At 44.8% G+C, this 23,526-nt stretch carries 25 protein-coding genes; 20 read left to right on the top strand and 5 right to left on the bottom strand.

Annotation, left to right across the window (positions count from 1 at the left end):
* The first annotated feature begins 2 nt into the window (after positions 1-2).
* From ccoS to ttcA, 7 genes are all read left to right on the top strand, one after another.
* Positions 3-191, top strand: coding sequence for a cbb3-type cytochrome oxidase assembly protein CcoS (gene ccoS, locus L4D06_RS08390; protein ID WP_429738793.1), 189 nt, complete (start codon positions 3-5; stop codon positions 189-191).
* A complete protein-coding gene (locus L4D06_RS08385) occupies positions 191-865 on the top strand; it encodes a sulfite exporter TauE/SafE family protein (RefSeq protein ID WP_274162552.1) in 675 nt (224 codons plus the stop codon). The genes ccoS and L4D06_RS08385 overlap by 1 nt, the downstream gene beginning before the upstream one ends.
* Positions 866-928: 63 nt before the next feature.
* Complete coding sequence (gene fnr / locus L4D06_RS08380; RefSeq protein ID WP_274162551.1) at positions 929-1,672, top strand: fumarate/nitrate reduction transcriptional regulator Fnr; 744 nt, start codon at positions 929-931, stop codon at positions 1,670-1,672.
* Between the two features lie 143 nt (positions 1,673-1,815).
* Positions 1,816-2,760, top strand: coding sequence for a universal stress protein UspE (gene uspE / locus L4D06_RS08375; RefSeq protein ID WP_429738791.1), 945 nt, complete (start codon positions 1,816-1,818; stop codon positions 2,758-2,760).
* A 212-nt stretch (positions 2,761-2,972) separates the two neighbouring features.
* Positions 2,973-3,602 (top strand): hypothetical protein, encoded by a 630-nt coding sequence (locus L4D06_RS08370; protein ID WP_274162549.1) that lies wholly within the window; start codon positions 2,973-2,975, stop codon positions 3,600-3,602.
* Positions 3,589-5,115 (top strand): hypothetical protein, encoded by a 1,527-nt coding sequence (locus L4D06_RS08365; RefSeq protein ID WP_429738789.1) that lies wholly within the window; start codon positions 3,589-3,591, stop codon positions 5,113-5,115. The genes L4D06_RS08370 and L4D06_RS08365 overlap by 14 nt, the downstream gene beginning before the upstream one ends.
* Positions 5,116-5,316: 201 nt before the next feature.
* The gene (gene ttcA / locus L4D06_RS08360; protein WP_274162547.1) at positions 5,317-6,243 is read left to right on the top strand and encodes a tRNA 2-thiocytidine(32) synthetase TtcA; all 927 of its coding nucleotides are present in this window, start codon (positions 5,317-5,319) and stop codon (positions 6,241-6,243) included.
* Between the two features lie 75 nt (positions 6,244-6,318).
* On the opposite strand, the gene L4D06_RS08355 is transcribed toward ttcA, so the two are convergent.
* From L4D06_RS08355 to L4D06_RS08345, 3 genes are read right to left on the bottom strand one after another with little or no spacing between them, the layout of a single operon-like run.
* On the bottom strand, positions 6,319-6,963 hold the full coding sequence (locus L4D06_RS08355) for a DUF2987 domain-containing protein (protein WP_429738787.1): 645 nt from the start codon (positions 6,961-6,963) through the stop codon (positions 6,319-6,321).
* Positions 6,960-7,736 carry a glucosaminidase domain-containing protein gene (locus tag L4D06_RS08350; protein WP_429738785.1) on the bottom strand — a complete coding sequence of 259 codons (777 nt, stop codon included), beginning with the start codon at positions 7,734-7,736 and terminating at the stop codon, positions 6,960-6,962. Before L4D06_RS08350 ends, L4D06_RS08355 begins: the two co-directional genes overlap by 4 nt.
* A complete protein-coding gene (locus tag L4D06_RS08345) occupies positions 7,737-8,546 on the bottom strand; it encodes a DUF2189 domain-containing protein (protein ID WP_274162544.1) in 810 nt (269 codons plus the stop codon).
* A gap of 358 nt (positions 8,547-8,904) precedes the next feature.
* Between L4D06_RS08345 and potA the strand changes: the two genes are divergently transcribed.
* The 4 genes from potA (at position 8,905) to L4D06_RS08325 (ending at position 12,783) form a co-directional block, all read left to right on the top strand.
* Entirely contained in the window at positions 8,905-10,002 is a 1,098-nt protein-coding gene (gene potA / locus L4D06_RS08340; RefSeq protein WP_035025614.1) for a spermidine/putrescine ABC transporter ATP-binding protein PotA, read from the top strand.
* Positions 9,989-10,843 (top strand): spermidine/putrescine ABC transporter permease PotB, encoded by an 855-nt coding sequence (gene potB, locus L4D06_RS08335; RefSeq protein ID WP_274162543.1) that lies wholly within the window; start codon positions 9,989-9,991, stop codon positions 10,841-10,843. Before potA ends, potB begins: the two co-directional genes overlap by 14 nt.
* On the top strand, positions 10,840-11,610 hold the full coding sequence (potC, locus tag L4D06_RS08330; RefSeq protein ID WP_274162542.1) for a spermidine/putrescine ABC transporter permease PotC: 771 nt from the start codon (positions 10,840-10,842) through the stop codon (positions 11,608-11,610). The genes potB and potC overlap by 4 nt, the downstream gene beginning before the upstream one ends.
* A gap of 129 nt (positions 11,611-11,739) precedes the next feature.
* Entirely contained in the window at positions 11,740-12,783 is a 1,044-nt protein-coding gene (locus tag L4D06_RS08325; protein WP_274162541.1) for an extracellular solute-binding protein, read from the top strand.
* A 106-nt stretch (positions 12,784-12,889) separates the two neighbouring features.
* On the opposite strand, the gene cobB is transcribed toward L4D06_RS08325, so the two are convergent.
* Positions 12,890-13,615 (bottom strand): Sir2 family NAD+-dependent deacetylase, encoded by a 726-nt coding sequence (gene cobB, locus L4D06_RS08320; RefSeq protein WP_274162540.1) that lies wholly within the window; start codon positions 13,613-13,615, stop codon positions 12,890-12,892.
* Between the two features lie 168 nt (positions 13,616-13,783).
* Between cobB and L4D06_RS08315 the strand changes: the two genes are divergently transcribed.
* The 6 genes from L4D06_RS08315 (at position 13,784) to L4D06_RS08290 (ending at position 19,508) form a co-directional block, all read left to right on the top strand.
* Positions 13,784-15,037: a hypothetical protein gene (locus L4D06_RS08315; protein WP_429738782.1), complete on the top strand. Its 1,254-nt coding sequence runs from the start codon at positions 13,784-13,786 to the stop codon at positions 15,035-15,037.
* A 1-nt stretch (position 15,038) separates the two neighbouring features.
* On the top strand, positions 15,039-15,473 hold the full coding sequence (locus tag L4D06_RS08310; RefSeq protein WP_429738781.1) for a type 2 periplasmic-binding domain-containing protein: 435 nt from the start codon (positions 15,039-15,041) through the stop codon (positions 15,471-15,473).
* 82 nt (positions 15,474-15,555) lie between these two features.
* Positions 15,556-17,091 carry a diguanylate cyclase domain-containing protein gene (locus tag L4D06_RS08305; RefSeq protein ID WP_274162537.1) on the top strand — a complete coding sequence of 512 codons (1,536 nt, stop codon included), beginning with the start codon at positions 15,556-15,558 and terminating at the stop codon, positions 17,089-17,091.
* Between the two features lie 113 nt (positions 17,092-17,204).
* On the top strand, positions 17,205-17,654 hold the full coding sequence (locus L4D06_RS08300) for an NUDIX domain-containing protein (protein ID WP_274162536.1): 450 nt from the start codon (positions 17,205-17,207) through the stop codon (positions 17,652-17,654).
* A 145-nt stretch (positions 17,655-17,799) separates the two neighbouring features.
* The gene (locus L4D06_RS08295; RefSeq protein ID WP_429738778.1) at positions 17,800-18,522 is read left to right on the top strand and encodes a DUF3581 family protein; all 723 of its coding nucleotides are present in this window, start codon (positions 17,800-17,802) and stop codon (positions 18,520-18,522) included.
* Positions 18,523-18,683: 161 nt separating this feature from the next.
* Entirely contained in the window at positions 18,684-19,508 is an 825-nt protein-coding gene (locus tag L4D06_RS08290) for an HDOD domain-containing protein (protein ID WP_429738776.1), read from the top strand.
* Between the two features lie 91 nt (positions 19,509-19,599).
* On the opposite strand, the gene L4D06_RS08285 is transcribed toward L4D06_RS08290, so the two are convergent.
* Positions 19,600-20,505 carry a LysR family transcriptional regulator gene (locus tag L4D06_RS08285; RefSeq protein ID WP_429738774.1) on the bottom strand — a complete coding sequence of 302 codons (906 nt, stop codon included), beginning with the start codon at positions 20,503-20,505 and terminating at the stop codon, positions 19,600-19,602.
* A gap of 149 nt (positions 20,506-20,654) precedes the next feature.
* Here L4D06_RS08285 and L4D06_RS08280 point away from each other — a divergent pair, with 149 nt between their 5' ends.
* From L4D06_RS08280 to L4D06_RS08270, 3 genes are read left to right on the top strand one after another with little or no spacing between them, the layout of a single operon-like run.
* Positions 20,655-21,428, top strand: a complete 774-nt coding sequence (locus L4D06_RS08280; RefSeq protein WP_429738772.1) for a (Fe-S)-binding protein — start codon at positions 20,655-20,657, stop codon at positions 21,426-21,428.
* Positions 21,425-22,855 (top strand): LutB/LldF family L-lactate oxidation iron-sulfur protein, encoded by a 1,431-nt coding sequence (locus L4D06_RS08275; RefSeq protein WP_429738770.1) that lies wholly within the window; start codon positions 21,425-21,427, stop codon positions 22,853-22,855. Before L4D06_RS08280 ends, L4D06_RS08275 begins: the two co-directional genes overlap by 4 nt.
* On the top strand, positions 22,852-23,526 hold the full coding sequence (locus L4D06_RS08270; RefSeq protein WP_429738769.1) for a LutC/YkgG family protein: 675 nt from the start codon (positions 22,852-22,854) through the stop codon (positions 23,524-23,526). Before L4D06_RS08275 ends, L4D06_RS08270 begins: the two co-directional genes overlap by 4 nt.

The following is a 23,526-nucleotide window of genomic DNA, read 5'->3' as shown; positions in this document are numbered from 1 at the left end:
TTATGGAAAGCCTGTATATTCTAATACCTATAGCCATTTTGCTTGTCTGTGTTGCTGTCGGCATTTTCATTTGGGCGGTAAAAACCGAACAATTTGAAGATCTGGAGCGTCAGGGAATGAATATTCTTCTTGATGACGACAGCGAACCAGCAAGCACAAAAAATAGGCCTGATAGTTCGGAAGAACAGTAATGCCGTACGCTGATTTCATTGCTGCATTTATGGTTGGCCTCTTGGGGGCCGGCCATTGCTTAGGGATGTGTGGTGGCGTCGCTGCCGCCGTTTCCTTTGGCACGCCTACTGACAAAAGTAAAATGCCATTTTTACTTTTTTACAATGGCGGACGACTGTTGTCTTATAGCGTCATTGGAGCAATTGGTGGCGGCGTAGTTTCCGGTGTTATCGGTATTAGTCAAATGTCTCAAGGGCTCATTTGGTTGCGACTAGCTGCTGCTATCATGATGATTTTATTAGCACTATATATAGGACAGTTCTGGAACGGACTGTCTTATGTAGAGAGAATTGGTAAAGTACTGTGGAGACATATCTCTCCCCTATCTTCTAGATTTCTACCGTTGAGAAGCCCATGGGCAGCACTTCCATTTGGCATGATCTGGGGGTGGTTGCCATGCGGATTGGTTTATTCAGCGTTAAGTTGGGCAGCAGTATCTGGTAATGCGTTACATGGATTATTGATAATGCTCGCATTTGGCCTAGGAACGCTCCCTGCAATGCTACTTATTGGCTCTTTTGCTGAAGCAGCCAAAAAGTTACTTAACAACCTGATTTTTAGAAGATTCTCATCGATGATACTACTAATGTACGGAATAGTTACCGCTTATTCTGTATACAATCAGTTGTACTAAGGCTCGATTTATCATGTAGAAGTGGTAAAATATTGACTCAAATCAATTTGGCAAAGCAGGCTCATGATTCAAGACAAGATCATCACTAAACGAGTTCAATCCGGCGGGTGCGCAATCCATTGTCAGGACTGCAGTATCAGTCAGCTCTGTATCCCTTTCACCTTGAGTGAAAGTGAGCTAAATCAGCTTGACCAAATTATTGAACGGAAGAAGCCAATTCAAAAAGGTCAGCCATTGTTCCAAGCAGGCGACGCACTTCGTTCACTTTATGCCATTCGCTCAGGTACGATAAAAAGCTACACCATCACAGAGCAAGGTGATGAGCAAATCACTGCATTCCATCTGGCTGGTGATCTCGTCGGCTTCGACGCTATTAATCACATGTCTCACCCTAGCTTTGCCCAAGCTCTTGAAACCTCAATGGTTTGTGAAATCCCTTTTGAGATACTTGATGACCTTTCAGGTAAAATGCCGAAACTTCGTCAACAAATCATGCGATTAATGAGTAGCGAAATTAAAGGGGATCAAGAAATGATCCTACTTTTGTCAAAGAAAAATGCTGAAGAGCGTTTAGCTGCGTTTCTGCATACTTTGTCTACTCGATTCTCGCAGCGCGGATTCTCTGCAAAAGAGTTTCGCCTTACTATGACTCGTGGTGATATTGGTAATTATCTCGGCCTAACGGTTGAAACGATCAGCCGCTTACTTGGACGTTTCCAGAAAAGCGAAATGTTAAGCGTAAAAGGCAAATACATTACGATACTAGACCAAGAAGAACTGGGCCGACTCGCTGGAATCAGCAAGTAACTCGCTCTCACAAATTGACAAATTTCCCAATGGCGCTTTACGCGCCATTTCTCTTTTTTACGTTTATATATCTGAATTTATCTCACTATCCGCTAAGATTGCGTTACAGTAAAGTATCGGCATCACCAAGCTGGAGGTTTGTTATGAACAGATATACCAACTTGCTCGTGGCTATCGATCCCGACCACGAAGAACAGCCCGCACTCTCGCGAGCACTTGATATCGCCAGAAAATCGTCTGCCGATGTTAAGCTTACCCTTTTCCTTGCTATCTACGACTTTTCTTACGAAATGACCTCGATGCTATCAGCAGAAGAGCGTCAAGCTATGCGTTCCGGTGTACTTCGTCAACGTGAAGAATGGGTTGCCTCATTGGTGACAGCCCAAGACACACAAGGCGTTGAAGTGATTCCCCATGTTGTTTGGCACAATCGCCCTTACGAAAGCATGATTGCCCAGGTGTTTGATAGCAATCATGACCTATTAGTCAAAGCGACACACGAGCACGATAAACTAGGCTCCGTTATTTTCACCCCGACAGACTGGCATTTACTCCGAAAATGTCCTTGTCCCGTTTTATTGGTCAAAGAACACGGTTGGCCAGAAAACGGTAAAATACTCACTGCCGTCAATGTGTCTTCCGAAAACGAAACGCATATACCGCTTAATGACAAGCTCATAGATGAGTCAAATGCGATGAGCAAATTGCTCAATGCAGAAGTTAACCTCGTCAATGCTTACCCTGCAACACCCGTCAATGTCACGATTGAGTTACCAGAGTTTGATCCTGCATCTTACACTGATGCTGTTCGAGGCCATCATTTACTTGAAATGAAAGCGCTAAGGCAAAAACATGGTATTGACGAAGCGCAGACATATTGTCAGGAGGGATTGCCAGAAGATGTTATTCCTGCAGTGGCTAAACAGCTCGATGCAGAATTAGTCATACTTGGAACGACGGGGCGTGTTGGTTTATCTGCCATATTTATTGGCAACACCGCTGAGCATACCATCGACCAATTAAACTGTGATGTGTTGGCGATAAAGCCCGATGGCTACGTGAGTCCTCTCGCACCAAATCTTTCCTAGTTACAAACCTTTCTCCAAGTAAAACAAGCGCTTTCTGCGCTTGTTTTATTTGGATACCACCAATGGAACATATTCATTATCACGGAAATAATATCAGGCTTCACAGTTCCATCATTCGACCTATCCTATTGAATGTATTCTCATTGTTAAGCCAGAATTTTAGGAAATGCCCCTTTAGTCTAATCTGACAACAATATCAGTAGGCTATTAAAATGAAACGGATTTCACTTGTATTTGTTCTCGCCATATTCCTTTTTGGATGTAATGACGAAAACAACATATCAACGACGCCATCTTCACCCAACCAAGAGCAGGAACCAGAACAAGACTCAGGAAATGATAGCGCAGACAAAGAGAAACAAGAGGACGAGGAACAAGCGTTATCCGAATCACCTGCCGAGGTTATAAAACGAGAGCTAGAACAGTCTTATCTGCGCCATGCTCCCAACCTTGATCGGGATAGCAGCCTTACAGGGACTGACAACAATGGTAATGGAGTCAGAGATGATATCGATGTAATCATCAACGATATAACTTCAGACACACCGATCAAAGAAGCGCTCGTGCAAGTAGCGACCTCTTACCAAAAAGAATTGACGGTAGATTGGGGAGTCCTTTCTGATGAAGAAGCGAAGTCAATGCAACGAACCTTGTTTTCAGATATGTCTAAGGCGTCTCAATGCTTGGGGGAAACGCTAGGTGCTGGATTTTCAGGCCCTTCTCGCATACTAAAAGCCCTGACYTATAACACTAAGAATCGCTCCCTGCATTTCATCAAAAGTAATAGCATCGCTGATGGAATGGCTTTCACTGTAGGAGGATTCGAAGATGCATGTGAATAAATCATCCTTTGTCGCCTTACTACTCGCTCTATTTTCAGTACAAACTTTTGCTTCCGCTCCCAACACCTGCAAAGTGGAGGACTATGGCCTCGTATTTTTCAATGGTGTTTTAACAGACAAGTATGAAGCTCAAAGCAATGTGTTAGAAACGCGTTTTGCTCTTGGAATCAATAACTCATATAACTCTGAAAAGCTTACGTACGTTCTCGCCTATAACGAAACAGAAAAGGGAGACGGCTTTGTCGGCGCATTGAGAGACTTTGCAGAGACCTTTGAGCAACGAGCTGATGAAATTGATGTCCGGCTATCTGATCGGTGGGAGCTTTTTTGGTTAGTACTTAGCGGACAACAATCATCAAACATATGGGACTACTTGGGCGATGTACTTTCGAGTTATCTAGACCTATTCGCGGAGGTTCTCACTGAACAGCGTCATGACGTTATCAACAAGATGCTGGGTTTCCTTTACGACAATCAGGCAGAGCTCGAAACAAGCCAAGAGCATAAAGCACTGTTAGACGCGCTTATGTGGCAAGGAAACAAAGTCGTCTTGTTGGCTCATTCACAAGGCAACCTTTTCATGAATAAAGCTTATGAACATGTAAAAAACGTCAAGGCTTATTCATCAGGCGCAGTTAAAGCTGTCCACGTAGCACCCGCATCACCAACGCTAAACGGCCCATATATACTTTCTAGTGGTGATGCAGTCATCAACTCGCTTGATGTACTCACAGGTCGTGGATTAAAAGCCAATTACGTTTGGCCGCCAGCAGTCCTTCATACTGACCCTCTAGGGCATAACTATATTGATGTCTATCTCAATGCCCCTTCAGGGCTTAAGTCTAGAGTCGTAACCATGATTAAATCTGAATTACTCAGTGTTAGTAAACCTGAAATGAAGGATTATCTTGTGGAGCTAAAACTCACGCCAAAATTTAATTTCAGTGGATACTATACTGCTGTCCTTGGACAAACCGATTACAAGAACAAACTCTATCGTTCCGGATATACCAACTATGATCCGAGCAACCCTCCTAACAATCAAGAACTCGCTGATGGTGTTGACTATAGAGGTTCACTCAAGCTCTCTTCCAACCAAGACCTCAAACCAACTCCTCTCAATTCAAAACCATTGAATGGTTATGAGGTATTACAATGTGGCGATGAAAAAGAGAGAGACTGGCTTAAACATGGTAGCTATATGTTAACCACCTATTTCCCTTTTAATTCAGCCAAACACCTGAGGCTCGATGGTATCCCTCAGCCTGCTACAGAGGTTGAAATTACAGACAGATTTGATGAAAAGTTAAACATCAAGCACGCTCTGTTTCCCGGAAATGGGGGAAGCACCTCTAATCACTACATAGCTTGCGTTGATATGGCGCTTCTCACTGTGGTTACCTTGGATCAATCGGATTACGACGCCCACGATAAGTTGTTCAAAGAGAATAAACTAACCAAACCATCGAAATTGAAGCTAGAAGAAGTAAGGCCAATCTGCGTCCCCCATTAACCGTCATAAGAGAGCACACTACCAACGTATGTGCTCTCTTTCTTCTCCTTTGAACACGGTACACTAGCATCCTGTCACGAAATCCGTATCATACGCGCCAAACCCTCGCATCAAGCACTGACGAGATAAGCTCACAGCGAACTCTTCAACCTATTGCCTGCTTGTTGGCGTAGAGATATTTCAGAGGCACACAGTATTACCATGTTGAATCAAGAACTCACAAAATCACAAAAGTACAATCAGAACAAACTGCAAAAGCGCATTCGCCGTAACACAGGCCAAGCTATTGCTGACTTTAATATGATCGAAGACGGCGACCGCATCATGGTCTGCCTAAGCGGTGGCAAAGACAGCTACACCATGTTAGAGATCCTTCAAAGCTTGCAGAAAAGCGCGCCAATTTCGTTTGAACTGATTGCGGTAAACCTGGATCAAAAACAGCCAGGTTTCCCTTCACATGTTTTGCCTGAGTACCTTGAGAAACTTGGTGTTCAGTACAAGATTGTGGAAGAAGACACTTACTCTATCGTTAAAGACAAAGTGCCTGAAGGTAAAACGACGTGTTCGCTATGCTCTCGCCTGCGTCGCGGTATTCTATACCGCACGGCAAAAGAGCTTGGCTGCACGAAAATCGCGCTGGGTCACCACCGTGACGATATCCTTGAAACCATGTTCCTCAACATTTTCTATGGCGGAAAATTGAAAGGTATGCCGCCTAAATTGGTTTCTGATAATGGCGAACATGTTGTTATTCGTCCATTGGCTTACTGCCGTGAGAAAGACATCGAGCGATATGCACAATCGGCAGAGTTTCCAATTATTCCGTGCAACCTTTGTGGTTCTCAACCGAACCTTCAACGCCAAGTGATCAAAGAAATGCTTCGCGATTGGGATAAGCGTTTCCCTGGCCGCATTGAAACCATGTTCACTGCTATGCAAAACGTTGTGCCTTCTCACTTAGCGGACTTTAACTTGTTCGACTTCAAGAGCATCAACAAAGAATCAGGCGTGATCAACGGCGGTGACACCGCATTCGACAAAGAGCAATTCACTGATGTTTCGCCGTCACAAGACGACGTGATTGAAGTTGACCCAGCAATGGCGCTGAACGTTGTTCAGGTAAGCTGATAAAACCAACGATTAAAAAAAAGAGCCCGCAATGCGGGCTCTTTTTTTTATGGCATTACCGTCTCTCGAGGTAAGTCAGCTTTGCGGTATCCAAGGTGTTACTTTTACTGGGGTTCGCTCAAATAACACGCGCTCACCTTCTTTAAGATCAGCTAGCTTCAAAACGGCCACGTTACCAACAACTTCGATCACCCTCCCTTCTGAAGTTGAAAGTGAACTCGGTGCTTGATCAAAGTGGACAGAAACACCTTCAACATCTGGCATAAACCATGATGAGAACATGCCACCCAAATCCTGCATCATTGCTGTCATTTGTGGTACTAGGTGACCTAGCTCCTGCTCAGACAACTCCTTCTCATAGGTCTCTTTAGCCAAGACTTGGAAAGAAACATCACAAGGCGTCTCACCTTCCGTTTGGATAAACACATCAGGATTCACCTGACGGAGTCGATTATCAATCGGCAGTGGGAGCTCTTGGGAATCAGGAATGACAAATTCTTCGTAGTTTTTCTTTTTTACCATCCACGCTTTCGTAATGGTGCAAACTTTCCCCGTTTCTGGGGCAACCATAAAGTAACCTATTTTCACATCAGGGTGGTTTTCACCAAGGTTGTGCTTTAATTGGCTATACAATTTACTGTAACTAAATTCAATCTGCACTGCGCTGACAGGCAGTGAAATTACAGCTGCAATGACAGCAGCCGTAAGTCCTTTGATCATCCTTGGCTCCAATATTTTTCGTTATAACGAATCATGCCCTGCACTTCATCAACATATGCCTGACCGCGTTCCGAATAACTACCCAAACCGTTCGAAAGTGCCACCCCTGTGATAGGCTTACCTTGTTTTCTAAGATCAGCTCGAATATCACGTAGTGACGAGTATGCTTTGTTACGATTTACGTTAAGAAAATACGCGCGAACAGACTGGTAGGCATCTTTAAATGCGGCAACTTCGTGTGTTTTACCTTGGCTTCGTGCACTTGGCACCATGCCGCAGCCCGAAGTGTAACACCACTGTCCGAAGTAGTTATTACCCTCACGAGCAAATCGTGACGTACCCCACCCAGACTCTTTCGCCGCTTGGCTGAGTACCAAATCACTCGGGATAATATCAACACGTTTCAACGCTTCATCGAACCACGCTTTATCAGCACCAGATTCTGGAAGAGGCAGATTAAAAAGCTCCGCCACCTTAGCAAGGAAAGCCAGGTCATCTTTCGTCGGAGACGCCGTATCAGACAATTGAGTTAAACGCACTCTCGCTTTTTCAATCAAGCCATTGATGTAATCCACACCTGGCTTTAAAAAAGCGACAAACGCTCTCTTCTTTTCATCCACGATTTCATATTTAGCAAAATCGGGCTTCACCACCATTTCTGGTGGCGGAGAAGCCTGTTGAAGTTGGTCAATTCGAGTTGTGGGTGCTTGGGGAGCGTCGCTACACGCAGAAATAAACAGAGCCGAAGCCAGTACAGCATAGGAGAGCTTCATTTACGCGTTGAAAACCTCTTTATTACCGCCATCCGATGGGGAATCATCATCCCCTTCTTGTGACACGGTCACTTCAATACCTACACCGAACATTTCTCTATAGATCACACCTTTCACGTTAAACATAAAAGGCAGAGCAAACAGCAGTGCGATACCGCCTGTCGCATAAGAGAACACGAACAAAATTGCAATGACGATGTAAACCAAGCTCAATGGTATCAGCTTTTTGATGATCGCTCTAAACGAAACAATCATCGCCTCCACGGGGCGCAGGCGTTTTTCGCAGATTAGTAGAATGGTCATTGAAAATGTAATACCAAGGAAAACACCGAACAATGGAATAATCTGGCTTCCTACACTTTGCAGGGCCGAAATGAAACCCATCGCAATTGTCACGGCTAGCGCAAAGGCCATCCCTTTAATAATGTGTCTAGGCTTGGTACGGAAACCAATAGCATGGCTTAAGCCCATTAAACTCGCTCCCGCATACAGCGGCGCACTTAACACCGTCGTTGCGAAAAGCGCTATTCGTCCTGATGCCAATAAATCTTCATTCATCGGCGCTTTACCTAACAACGCATCAAACAGCACCATGGGCGAGTCTTGCATTATCGATAACGCGACTAAGAAAATGGCAACATTGGCTCCAGCCAACAGTAACGTGGCTGGTAAAAATCGCCAGAAGTGCTTCTGCGTCAATTTTAGGGCTTCTTGGACCACACTCGATGCACTCAGGGTGTAATCCCCTGTCAGTGCATTCTCTAATGTCCCGCCAACGTGAAGTGCATTGCTCAATTGTTGTTTATTCATAGCAAAGTAACTTTTGTCTTTAGCCTAAGAAAATTCCGTCTTTATAAAGTTATAGGTGATATTTTTTGAACTCGTCTCAAAGTGATGCATTTTTAGGCAGCGAATTAACGCGCTATACTACTCAACGCTTGCGTGGCGGATTTCGCGATGGAGTTCACAAACCGCATTTTGGTTGATGTTTCCGCACATCTCGGTTATCTCGCAGATAATGGGCATTATTTTGCCCTCTAAATACAAAAAAACGCTTTAACTTCATGGTTTGCACGTCTATCATGCGCCGTCTACTTTTTGGGGAATTTTTTCTAGCTAATCGCCCGTGGTGTAAGGAGAGAGAGTAGAATTGAACGCGACACAACCAATGAAAAAACCCGTTGTACAACTGAAGGGACTTTGTAAGAGTTTCGATGGTAAAGAGATCATCTCTAAATTTGATCTCGAGATAAACAACGGCGAGTTTTTGACAATCCTAGGTCCGTCCGGTTGTGGCAAGACCACAGTACTTCGTTTGATTGCTGGTCTTGAAGATGCAGACGATGGCCAAATTATTATTGACGATCAAGATGTGACTGCAATCCCCGCAGAACACAGACACGTTAATACCGTATTTCAGAGCTACGCGCTTTTCCCGCACATGACTGTGTTCGAAAACGTCGCTTTCGGTCTGCGCATGCAGAAAGTAAACGAAAGTGAAATCGAACCGCGTGTTATGGAAGCATTGCGCATGGTTCAGCTTGAGAAGTTTGCCCCTCGCAAGCCGCATCAACTTTCCGGTGGTCAGCAACAACGCGTCGCTATTGCGCGTGCTGTTGTTAATAAGCCAAAAGTGTTGTTGCTCGATGAGTCGCTTTCCGCACTGGATTACAAACTCCGTAAACAGATGCAGAATGAGCTTAAGCAGCTTCAACGTAAGCTAGGCATTACCTTCATTTTCGTGACTCACGATCAAGAAGAAGCCCTGTCCATGTCCGACCGTATCATAGTGATGCAGTCAGGTGATGTGGTGCAAGACGGCACGCCGCGAGAAATTTACGAAGAACCCGCCAACCTTTTTGTCGCCCGCTTCATTGGCGAAATCAATGTGTTTGACGCTCATGTAATTGCTCGAATCGATGCAGAGCGCATTACTGCCACCGTCGAAGGCCAGGAATGTCAGGTTTATTGCAAACTTGATGTGAGCGCTGGTGACAAAGTGAAAGTACTGCTTCGCCCTGAGGATCTTCGCATTGAAGAAATCAGTGCTTCAGAATCTGGCAATGGCATTGTGGGTTATGTTCGCGAACGTAACTACAAAGGCATGACTTTAGATTCTGTGCTTGAACTTGAGTCCGGCATGTCTGTCATGGTGAGTGAGTTCTTCAACGAAGATGATCCAGATGTTGATCACTCATTAGATCAGAAAGTGGCGATTACCTGGGTTGAAAGCTGGGAAGTGGTGCTACCTGATGAAGAAGCTTAATCTCCAAAACGCCATCATTGGTGTCATTGTAGGTTGGTTGCTGCTGTTCGTCATGATCCCGAACCTGATGATTATTATCACCAGTTTCCTAACTCGCGATGATGCAAACCTGATTGAGATGACCTTCACCTTGAGCAACTACGCCAAGTTGATGGATCCACTTTACGCAAAAGTGGTATGGCACTCCTTCTACATGGCTGCCATAGCCACCTTGCTGTGTTTGTTGATTGGCTACCCATTCGCTTACATCATTTCTCGCATGCCAAAAAAAATGCGCCCATTTATGTTGTTTATGGTGATCGTCCCTTTCTGGACGAACTCCTTGATCCGCACATATGGTCTAAAAATATTTTTGGGGACGCGTGGCCTGTTAAACGATGGTTTGCTCACTCTCGGTTTGATTGAAAAGCCGCTTCGCATCATGTACACCGAGTATGCGGTGATGATTGGCTTGGTTTATATTCTTCTGCCTTTCATGATTCTTCCGTTGTACTCAAGCATCGAAAAACTTGATAACAGCTACCTTGAAGCTGCGAAAGATTTGGGTGCAAGCAAATTCCAAGCCTTCGTAAAGGTAATTCTACCGCTGACGACGCCTGGCATTATTGCTGGCTGTCTATTAGTTCTCCTACCCGCTCTTGGCATGTTCTACGTGTCAGATCTATTGGGTGGTGCTAAGAACTTGTTAATTGGTAACGTCATCAAGAGTCAGATACTCAACGTTCGCGACTGGCCATTTGGTTCGGCAGCGAGTATTTCTCTGACAGTATTGATGGGCCTAATGCTCTTCGCCTATTGGCGTGTCGGCAAGCTAATCAACAAGAAGGTAGAGCTGGAATGAGTCGTTTCTTTAAAACCAGCTTTATGTCGCTGGTCTATGCATTCTTATACATCCCGATCGTCATCCTTATCGTTAACTCGTTCAACGAAAGTAAGTTTGGTATCGAATGGAAAGGTTTTACCACTAAGTGGTACACCCAACTGCTAAGCAACGATAGCTTGGTACAAGCGGCTGGAAACTCTCTGACGATTGCGGTGTTTTCCGCAACTGCGGCTGCCGTTATTGGTAGTCTGACAGCAGTGGCACTCTATCGTTATCGTTTCCGTGGAAAGAACTTCGTCAACGGCATGCTATTTGTAGTGATGATGTCTCCAGACATCGTTATGGCAATTTCTCTGCTGGCGTTGTTCGTACTACTCGGCGCACAGTTAGGCTTTTTGACACTACTTTTGTCTCACATTACCTTCTGTTTACCGTTTGTAGTTGTCACCGTTTACAGCCGACTCAATGGCTTCGATCTTCGTATGCTTGAAGCTGCTAAAGATTTGGCGGCTAGCGAGTGGGTGATTTTAACTAAAATCATTCTTCCTCTTGCGGCACCGGCCGTGGCGGCTGGTTGGTTACTCAGCTTTACCCTTTCTTTGGATGATGTGATTGTCAGTTCATTCGTTACTGGGCCAAGTTACGAAATCTTACCGTTGAAGATCTATTCGATGGTCAAGGTTGGCGTATCGCCAGAAGTGAACGCACTTGCAACACTGATGCTGATCGTATCTCTCGTGTTAGTTATTTTCTCTCAACTGCTGGCACGCGATAAAGTTCGATAGCTAAGCGAAGGCGAGTGGTGAGTTTTTCTCCCCCTCGCCTTTTTAGTTTTCGCACTATTCAGTCACGGATGGCGCAGCCTACCCGTTATTCTAAATAATCAATACCGACGAAAATCACAGGAGTTGTCGATGAAACTCTGGTCTAAATTTGTGCTGGGAAGCTCTCTAGCCTTCTCTCTTTTCTCTCATGCTGCTGTTTCAGCTGAAAATGAACTCTATTTCTACAATTGGTCTGAATATATTCCCACGGAAGTTCTAGAAGAATTTACCGAAGAGACGGGCATTAAAGTCATTTACTCAACGTATGAGTCGAATGAGAGCATGTACGCCAAACTGAAAACGCACCCTGAAGGCTACGATCTTGTTGTACCTTCGACGTATTACGTCAAGAAAATGCGTGACGAAGGTATGCTCCAACCTATCGATAAATCGAAATTGAGCCATTTCGCAGGTCTAGATCCAAACAACCTCAACAAACCTTTTGACCCAAACAACGATTATTCTATTCCTTATATTTGGGGTGCGACAGGCATTGGGGTTAACACCGACGTCCTTGAAAAAGACAGTGTTAGCTCGTGGGCCGATCTTTGGAGTCCTGACTACGAAGGTCAGTTGTTGATGATGGATGATGCGCGTGAGTTCTTCCACATTGCTCTTACTAAGCTTGGATATTCTGCAAACACCACCAACCCAGAAGAAATCAAACAGGCTTACGAAGAACTGAAGAAGATCATGCCAAACGTGCTGGTATTCAACTCAGATTTCCCTGCAAACCCTTACATGGCAGGTGAAGTAGCGCTGGGTATGCTCTGGAACGGTTCTGCTTATATCGCTCGTAGCGAAGGCGCACCTGTTGATATCGTATGGCCAGAAGAAGGCGCGATTTTCTGGATGGACAACCTTGCCATTCCAGCAACAGCTAAGAATGCGGATTCTGCGCACCAAATGATTAATTTCCTTCTTCGCCCTGAAATCGCGGCGCGTCTTGCTATTGAAATTGGCTACCCTACGCCAGTAAAAGCGGCTTATCCGCTTCTTCCAAAAGCGTTCAAGGACGACCCTAGCGTTTACCCACCGCAAGAGGTGATGGAAAAAGGCGAATGGCAAAGCTCTGTCGGTGAAGCAAATGTGCTTTACGAAGAGTACTTCCAAAAGCTTAAAGCGGGTCAATAGATCAGCGAGAAATACTAAGCCACTCTATTAAGTGGCAGACACAGAAAAGCGGCTTAAAAGCCGCTTTTTTTGTTTGACTAAAAACACGACGATATGAAACCGCTGATCATTCTTGTAGTGCGAGTAACTCTGCAACCAATTGAGGGACCAACACACTCGCCTTTCCATAGCGTTTGTCATCGAATTCACTTTCCACCGCACTTGGCTCAAGGTTGATTTCAATCGTTTTTGCACCACCTATCGAAGCTTCATGGACAAAGCCAGCAGCGGGATAAACTGAGCCTGACGTGCCAATTGATACGAAAAGATCGGCTTTTAGTAACGCATCATGAATTTTATCCATGGCAATCGGCATTTCACCAAACCAAACCACATGAGGCCTCATGGGTGAAGGCATTTGGCAGCAATGGCAGGCATCATCCACAGAAATATCACCCGTCCAGTCCACGACCTGATTTGAATAACTACATCGGGCCTTCAATAGCTCGCCATGCATATGAATAACATTCTCGCTGCCGGCTCGCTCGTGTAGATTATCAATGTTCTGAGTCACGATAGTAACGGTGCCTTCAAGATCGCGCTCCAATTGTGATAATGCTTCATGCGCTAGGTTGGGTGCCACGCCTGACTGCAACTGAATTCTTCGCTGATTATAAAATGTTTGCACCAAAGCGGGATTCCTTGCAAACCCTTCAGGCGTCGCGACATCCTCGATGTGGTGCTCTTCCCATAGTCCATCTTGCGCTCGAAAAGTGCGAATTCCCGATTCAGCAGAGATCCCCGCGCCGGTAAGTATCACTATGTTTTTGTATGGGAATTGCATGTTGAGCATCCTTTCTCTACTTGAACTTAAACCTTTATAACATTGTTGATATAAGCAAAACAGACCAAGGATGGTAGACCATGGTCGAATTTGGTTTGATTTATTGAATTTACACGTGAAATCTGAAATATGTCTTATATTTAATAGGTGTGTTTAATTTGATACTGGAACGGAAATTTGCGGCGTTTTACTTTCCCCTTACTGACCCATGTACTCTTGTTGCTGACGGCCTCAACCGTTTCGGCTAACGAGCACATTCAAGTAAGCGGATTTGGTAACATCAGCCTCATCAAATCAGGCACAGAGGATTTCGGTTACAAATACGACCTAACAAAAGACGCACAGTATGGTGGCTGGGCTGCAGACACAGGTTCTGCATTTGGACTTCAACTTAACGCAAAGGTGTCACAAAACGTAGATTTCGTGATACAGGGTGTATTTCAAGACCGCATCGAAAACGACTTAGACAAAACCATTGCATGGGCTTTTTTGCGATATAGGGTGACTCCCAACTTCACTGCCCGCGTGGGCAGAATTGCCACCCCTCTTTACATGCTTTCTGAATATAGAGATGTTGGTTTTGCCTACCTCTGGACAAAGCCAATTACCGATTTCTACGCCAACATTCCCATTGCCAGTATTGATGGTGCTGATATTGCTTATATCTATCAGATAGGTGGAGGCTTATTAGAAACACGTCTCTTTGGCGGAAAATCCAACATCACCATTGAGACCACGAGCGATCCTTACGATGTAACCTTATCCCCAGTTCTTGGTGCAAAGCTCTCATATTCAATCGATGATTGGCTATTTTCCAGCGTTGCAGCAACAACCAAAGTTGACGAAGGCAACCCGTCAGAAGGCATCATAGATTCTCTCCAACAAGATCCTGCGCTTTCCCAACTTTGGCCTGAAGTTGGAAGTATCAGTAAGGATTTTAACTTTATTGGTTCTCGTTTTAATTATTATTCTCTCGGCGCATTTTACGAAACCGGGGATTGGACACTTCAAACAGAACTTAGTTACACAGATGCAGAGTGGCCGTTCTTCCCTGACCTAGCAGCAGGCTATCTGAGCGTAGGTAAATCGTTTAGCAATGTGACGGCATTTGGATTTGTCTCACGGGCCAAGTCAGTTGGTGAGTTCTACGAACTTGAAGCGCCTAGTCTACAAGCACTTCAAATTCCGGCTATTGCTGGGCTATACAATTTCACCAAGGCTTCGTTAGACACGCGAGTGATAGACCAAGAAAGTCTTGGCTTTGGTGTTCGTATTGATCTTGATTCTCAAATCGCACTCAAGGGGCAAATAGAACGTACGTGGATAAATGACGGCAATGCTGGAGCATGGCTAACAACCATTGAAGGCATCAGTGCTGTTCCACCTAGCTACATTGACACTTATTCAATTAGTCTAACGTTTGTATTCTGATATGAAGAAACTTGTATTAGCACTACTCACAATCACTTGGTTAGCATGGGCTCCCTCAGTCCGTGCAGAACTGGTTGTTGTTGTTAATCAAGAAAACCCTGTCGCTGACCTATCGACTCGCCAAGTTGTCGACCTCTATATGGGGCGGTTTAACGCCTATCCTGACGGTTCAGAAGTGTTAACCACAGACTTACCCAATAACAGTCCAGTGCGTGAAGCCTTTTACCGCCAGTTGGTTGGAAAATCAGTTGCTCAAATTAATGCCTATTGGGCGCGACTCCTTTTCACTGGCAAGTCAGAGCCTCCACAAACAGTGCCCTCTATCGATGACGTTATCGATTATGTAAAGAAAAATAAAAATGCCATTGCATATATTAATGAAGCAGAGCTCACTCAAGGACTAAAAGTGGTATACCGATTTGAAAATCCTCAGTAAAAACGTACACATACGTGTAGCTTCAGGGGTTGCAAGTGGCGCGCTCCTATTTTCGATCATTGCTTCTGTTATCTGGTTCTATATGTCGTACCACGAGGAAGTTAATCGCTCTCGAAACCAAATTAATCAGATTGTTGTTACGGTAGAGCAAACCGCATCTATTGCGATGTACCTTGGTAACAAAGAGTTAGCAGAAGAAGTCCTGCGTGGGCTTGAAGCGAATGACATCATCTCTGCAGCACGGCTCACAAGTCAAAACGGTTTGTCTGCTTCATTTGAGGGTGAAGGTAGCCTAACCCACTCTGATATCGCGGTGATTTTTCCTATTCGATCTCCCTTCAACCAAAACGAGATTGTCGGGGATCTCCTCATTTATCCGAATCAGAAGTACATTGAGAATAACGCAATATCATTAGCAAAAATCCAAGTCGTCGTATTGGTCGCCTACTCCATTATAATCGCGTTATTAACGCTTTTTATCGTTAATAGAATATTGACCGAACCACTCAAATACGTCGCAAATCGTTTTCACTTGATCACCCCGGGGGATTCAACACGAATCAACGTGCCTACGGGGAATAGCCAGAACGAAATTGGCGCATTAGTTAAAGATATCAACACATTACTAGATGCCGTCAATAGTCAGATTGATAACGAGCGAGATCTCCGCTCTCAGACAGAGAACCTGTCAAAGAAATTCCGCTTCATTTTCGAACGAGCGAGTGCAGGCATAGGATTGATCGACGCGAATAACCTACTTATTGTTGCGAACCCTGCTCTTTTAAGGCTACTCGGACAGACCTTTATTGTTGATACTGAGCGATTTTCTAAAACAGATTTCACGGCATTTTTTCATGACCCACAAGTGATCAAAGAGTTTATTGAAGACTTTTGGGCAAAGCCAGGGAATCAATTCAGTGCTGTAGACATTCAACTTAAACACAAAGTACGCGCAGCTGACCGTTGGGTACATTGCCTGTTTTCAAAGGTTGAAGACATTAATAATCCAGACGATAGCCTATTAGAAGTCGTGCTTTACGACATCACGGAACGGGCAGAACGTGAGCAAAACATTATCTATGAGTCGGAGCATGACCCTATCACGCAATTGCTTAACCGCAGAGCCGGAATGAGTAAACTCGAAAGCTCGGTCATTGATGCACAAAAGAAAGAGCGTAATTTTGCGGTACTTATGATAGATCTCGATGGTTTTAAGCACGTCAACGATACCTACGGACACGATGCGGGCGATAAAGTCATTATCGAAGTTGCCCAACGTATTAAACAGTTCTTCCGAGGGTCAGATGTGGTGGCTCGCTGGGGTGGAGATGAATTTTTAATCGCATTTTCATATAACCCTAACTATGAATCTGCAGTGTCAGATATTGCAACGGATCTTCAATTCCAAATTTCTCAACCGATTCACATTGGTCATGAACAAACCGCCAGCGTGGGTTCGAGCATAGGTATAAGCGTATATCCAGATAATGAAAGTTCAGTGCCCGCCCTCATAGAGCAAGCTGATGAAGCCATGTACTTTGTGAAAAACAACGGAAAGAATTTTTTCAATTTCTATAAAAAAGAAAGTGAACCCGCTTCTACATCAAAGCTCACTTAGCCTTGAAATAGATCTGCCACACGCGCTAATCTTCAACAAACCTCCCTCGTTGATAAGGGTCATAGCCAATTGCTATCACCCTAAGCCAACTGGCATCATTCAAAGGAAGAATCATGCATCCATTACGCGTTTCCGTCCGGGCTGTTTGTTATCGTGACAACACGCTTTTACTTGCCGAACACAGAGATGAACGTGGTCTTTGGTATATTTTACCTGGCGGCGGTATTCAACATAATGAAACTCTCGATATTGCCTTTCAACGCGAGCTGCTTGAAGAAACGGGTGGCGAAGCCACAATGGGAGATGTGCTGTTTGTCAGAGAAGTCATTGCAGACAAGTTGGACACCACGTTCTTGCCTAAACACTTGCATCAAATCGAACTGTTCGTTGAAGCAACCGATTTCCGCTCAGTCGCGGCGCCCTCCAACCCTGACAAAGACCAAATAGGCTACGTATGGATGCCACTAGATAAACTCCCCGAGTTATTGTTCTTCCCAAAGGCGATGACGGTAGCGTTTCAAACTCGCCAATTTGACCGTGTGTATCAAGGGCACATTATGTAACGCTCGGCAGCCTGGTTCGCTTTGTCAGTGATTAATTGGTCTCAGAGGTGATAACACCAAGTTGATTTAAACTGGCTAGACCATTTGACGCACTTGAGTCAGTTACAATGCCCACAATATTAACCAGAAAGCCTTCTATAGCATCATGCAATTAAATAACTTCTTTAGTCAAAGCGACGACCAGTTAACCTTTTCTCGTCAGCAAGCAAGCCATTTTGCCAAACTGGTTGCGGGTGATTACAACCCGATTCATGATGAAGATTCCAAGCGTTTCTGTGTTCCAGGCGACCTATTGTTTTCTATCCTGCTTGCTAAAGCAGGTATTAGCCAAAAAATGCACGTGTCATTCGCAGGTATGGTGTCTGACAATATGCCACTTATCTTTAAAGAAGATGAATCTGCAAATATGCAGGTGCTTGATGCTAACGGTAAGTGTTATCTAACAATGGCTCGCAGTGGTGAAAACCTCGTTGATCAAGAGCTCGCCGCCCGCGTAGCGGAAAACTATGTGAAATTTTCCGGCATGAACTTCCCGCATATTATGGTTCCGCTGATGGAAAAAAGCGGGATGATGATTAATCCCGATCGCCCACTCGTCATCTACGAAAGTATGCAACTTGATTTCCATCATCTTGATTTCAGCTCACCTACCGTCGAGCTTACCCATTCCGACATGTTGGTATCGGGTAAACGCGGTACTGTCTCGTTAGCATTTTGCTTCAAAGAAAACGGCGAGATTATTGGTGAAGGCAAAAAAACAATGGTTTGCAGTGGACTTAGAGAATTTGAACATTCGGCAGTTGAAGCATTGGTAGATAAATTCAATGTAAGAAAGTCAGCATTTCTTTCAACACAACCGCATAGCTAACACGTTCGCTTTTTATGCATTCATGTGCATTTAAGCGCACAATAAAAGCCCCGATTTAATCGGGGTTTTTTATACCTGTCAGTGTCTTATGTGTAATATTTAACCACAAATTCGAGACTGTGTTCTATATTTAAAATGTGGACTTAGCCTTGGAGTCGAATATGACAACTGCCTCTTTACTCTCACACGTTGACAAGCTTCCAAAGATTCCAAAAGTTGTTCAAGAACTTATGGACCTTGTTAACGACGATAACTCTGATATGAATAATATCGCTAAGAAGATTGCCTTAGATCAGGTGATCAGTGCGCGTGTATTACGGTTATCAAACTCATCGCATTTTGGACGTGGTCGCTCAGTTGCTTCTGTCGATGACGCTGTGGTTCGCCTAGGGCTTGGACCGATTCGAACACTGGTGACAGCCTCTGCCTTAATGAGTACCTTTCCTAAGATAGAAGGCCTTGACCTTAATAAGTTTTGGGGAACAACTTTTGAAGTGGCAACTCTGTGTAAAGTGTTAGCCAAAGAGTTAAAAGCAGACCAAAACGAAGCGTTTACAGCAGGTATGCTTCACAACATTGGTGACCTACTCATCTATACCGTCTATCCAGACAAAGCTCAAAAAGTTGAGCTTCATATGGAAACAGGAAAGTCCAAAGCTGAAGCACAGCAAATTGTATTGAGCACTGATGGTGCTGAACTTGGTGGGCTATTAGCAAAAAACTGGAAATTTGCTGATACATTGGTTAATGCTATTGCACACCAATATTCTGCGGTGCAAGGTGATGAGTTTTCTCAACTCGCAGCGAATATCAACCTTGCACGTAAAATTGATGATAGTTGGGATGATCTCGCAGATGAAGAAGCACAGCAAACCTGGCTTAATCATCAACTTGAATACAGCATGTTAGGATTGAGCGAAGACATCATCGGCGTCATCGAAAACAACAGAGGACTAGGTCGAGATTTAGCCAGCTCCCTCGCGTAATCAATACCTTGTAATTAACCGCCGAGTGGCGGTTAATTTTTTTCAAATACCCGCGCATTACTAGTGATAACACTAATCTATCAGTCCATACCTAGAAGTAGTGAGCCATTGCGAGATATCTATCTCGGATATGGGCAATGAGTGCCCGCAATTTTGGGGATGGATGACGTGTGAAAGGATATATCGCGTAAATACCAAGCTTTTTGGCAACTTGATGTGGGAAAATGTCCATCAATATACCCGCTTGTAAATCATGGTAAACCAAACACTTAGGTACATAAACAATACCATGTCCCGCTATTGCTGCCTTTCTCAATGCAGCCGCATTATTTGTCGAAAAGTTCCCGTTCACTTTCACGATTTTTTTGTCTTCCGTGCCCGGAATAAAGAACTCCCAATCCCCCTCACCCGTTGACTGATAGGTATAGTGTAAACAGTTGTGGTACTCGAGCGACTCAGGAGAGCTTGGTTTACCGAATTTAGCGATATAACTTGGCGCAGCACATACTAACCATTGTGAATCAATAATATGTCGTGCGATCAGGCTAGAGTCTTCTAAATAGCCCGTCCGAATAGCCAAATCAAAGCCCTCATCAATAAGATCTACGAATCGGTTACTGAGTTTTACGTCTATCCTTAGCTCATCATGCAGAGAAGCAAACTCCGCGATGGCTTCTGCCAATAAGAGATCACCTGAGATAGTTGGTACAGAGACACGTAACGTTCCTTTAATCACTGAAGAGAGTTGCGTCACAGACTCAGTAACATCCTGCCGAAGCTGTGCCATCTGTTTTGCGGTTGGTAAAAGTGACACACCCGCTTCTGTCAACGAGAGTTTTCGGGTGGTGCGGTGAAGTAATTGCACCTCCAAATCTTGTTCAAGCCTCTGAATACGCTTGCTGACGACAGAGTTGGCTAAGCCAAGCCTATCTGCAGCTAACTTGAATGAACCTAGTTCCGCCACCTGAGCAAATAAAATGACATCATCAGCACGCATTGATTATCTCTAATTTGGAAATAATAAATTCATTTAATGCTATTTATTCGCTTATAGCAATTACCTATTCTCGAGTAACAGCAAGTGGGTGTTGCCATTACTAGGATTGGGCGGCGTCATCAAAGAACACTGTGTAACGAGGACGAATTATGCAACAGACCCGAATTTACCCTGCAAAACCACAAAAGATATACCTCTACGCAACGTGTCTCGTGGATATGTTTGACCCAGACACTGGCATTGACGCCATAACAGTCCTAGAAAAACAAGGTATCGAGGTCATCTTTGTTGAAAAACAAACCTGCTGCGGACAGCCAGCATATAGCTCAGGTTATACCGAAGAATCACGTGATGTTGCGGCACACCAAATGTCACTTTTCCCTCAACCCATTCCCATTGTTATTCTCTCTGGATCATGCGGCGGCATGATGGTGCACCACTATCCGAAGCTTTTCGCAAATCACCCGCTAGAGCAACAAGCGACATCATTCTCTCAACGAGTTTATGAATTTACCGAATTTCTCACCAATGTTTGCCGTGTAAAACTCGAGGACAGTGGCGAACCCACCTCGGTTGTTATCCATACTTCCTGCGCGGCGAGACGTGAAATGAATGTTCATCGCTATTCATCGCATTTGCTCGACCAGTTAATCAACGTCGAGATCAAACAAGCGGCATATGAGGAAGAATGCTGCGGCTTCGGTGGTACATTCTCAGTACGGCATCCCAATATCAGTGAAGCGATGGTAACGGATAAAACGCAAAATTTAATCAACAGTGGCGCAGTGGAACTCATCAGCGCAGATTGGGGTTGCATGCTGAATATCAATGGCGCGTTGGAATATCAAGGCAAACCAATCAAAGGCCAGCACATTGCTCGCTTTTTGGCGAAACGTACGTGTTTGGATGGAGAAGTATCATGAGTCACAATCGCCCGGAACGATTTCATCAACAAGCTCATGACGCACTCAAAGACAGCGAACTAAGGGGGAACTTTCGCGGTGCAATGGATTACCTGCGCAACAAGCGACGCGATGCTTTCCCTGATGCTAGCGAAGAAAACGCTGTCAGAGATCGTTCGGAAGCGATACGCAAACGCTGCTTAAGCAAACTACCAGAACTGCTCGAAAAGCTAGAAGTTCAATGCCAGCGAAATGGTATACAAGTACATTGGGCGCAAGATTCGAACGAAGCGAATGCAATATTTAGCGAACTTGCCGCGAAGCATAGCGCCAAGCTCATGGTGAAGGGTAAATCCATGGTCAGTGAGGAAATCGGCCTCAATCACCACATGGAAAAACTCGGGGTACAATGCCTTGAAAGCGACATGGGCGAATATATTGTTCAATTAGACGGGGATACCCCCTCTCACATCATCATGCCCGCCATTCACAAAAACAAACAGCAAGTCTCCGATACCTTTGAACACAACATTCAGGATTTCACGCCCACCACCGATGTCGATCGCTTGATCAATACCGGTCGAACGATGCTTCGCCAAGCCTACCAAGATGCGGATATTGGTATTTCCGGAGTTAATTTTCCCGTGGCTGAAACGGGCACCCTGTGTTTAGTGGAAAACGAAGGTAACGGAAGAATGTGTACAACGATTCCTGATGTGCACATTGCGATCACGGGAATAGAGAAAGTCGTTGAGTTCCTATCAGATATCCCTCCGCTGTACAGTGCGCTGACCCGTTCCGCGACAGGGCAAAATATTACCACTTACTTCAATATGATCAGTGGCCCACGCAAAGACGGAGAGCTTGATGGCCCTAGAGAAGTTCACCTTATCTTGCTAGATAACGGCCGCAGTCAGGCATACCACGACGAAGAATTACGTAAAACTTTGCAATGTATTCGTTGCGGAGCCTGTATGAACCACTGCCCTGTTTATACACGAATAGGCGGCCATGCGTACGGCACTGTATATCCCGGACCTATTGGAAAGATTATTTCGCCACACATGATGGGATTAGAAAGCACAAAATCCATCATCACAGCCTCTAGCCTTTGTGGAGCGTGCGAAGAAGTGTGCCCCGTCAGAATTCCTATTCCCGCCATGCTTCAAAGGCTCAGACAGGAAGCCAAACATAAAGCTTCTACTGGTCACGAACCACTTCGGGGGCAGGATGCAGATGAAAGCAAGTTAGAAAAGGTGGCAATGAAAGGTTTTGCTTATGCTGCCAGCCATCCCTCCCTTTATCACAACGCACTGAGCATTGCGCGAAAGATGAATGGCGTGATCCCCAATCATCTTGGTAATTGGACCCAATGTCGCGTCAAGCCCAAGTTCGCAACCGTGTCGTTGAAAGCGAGAATTGCCAAGCGTAAAGGAGATAAACAATGAATATTCGAAGCCAAAATGCGCGTGCGGCGATTTTCGCAAAACTGAAGGCAGCACCAAGACAGTCAGCCAATACCGAGCTTCCTGATTGGCAAGCATGGCATGATCCTGATTTAGCTCACCGCGTTGAGCGATTTATTAGCTGCATGACGGCTGCACATGCCGAAGTGATTCAAACAACAAAAGACAGCCTTGATAACTCACTAATCGCTTTCATTCGCGACAACGCATTTCGCACCATTCTGCTTGGGAAGGACAATCCTTATCGGTCCATACTGAACGACACAGGACTTTCCTGTGACGTGAAAACCTATGATCAGCCATTAGATGATAACAAAGTTGCATTATTCAACGACATTGATGCCAGTCTTTCGGTTATTCCCGCCGGCATCGCTGATACAGGGACACTTGCAATTGTCACGGGTGAAAAAGAACCGCGAGCTCTGTCACTCGTTCCCCCTACACATATTGCCATACTGCGTGAATGTGACATTGTTAGTAACTTCAATGAGTTGATGGCTACACCTTTTTGGACAGAAGCAGGATGGGATACCCAGCCTCCCACCAATTTACTGCTCATCTCTGGCCCATCAAAAACTGCCGACATCCAACAAACATTGGCTTATGGTGCACATGGACCTAAGCGACTAATTGTCTTTATGGTTGAGGAGTAA

Origin of the sequence: Enterovibrio makurazakiensis (assembly GCF_050336585.1) — a bacterium.
Classification (GTDB): domain Bacteria; phylum Pseudomonadota; class Gammaproteobacteria; order Enterobacterales; family Vibrionaceae; genus Enterovibrio; species Enterovibrio gelatinilyticus.
Note: the sequence above shows the minus strand (reverse complement) of the source record. Positions and strands in the feature narration are given on the sequence as shown.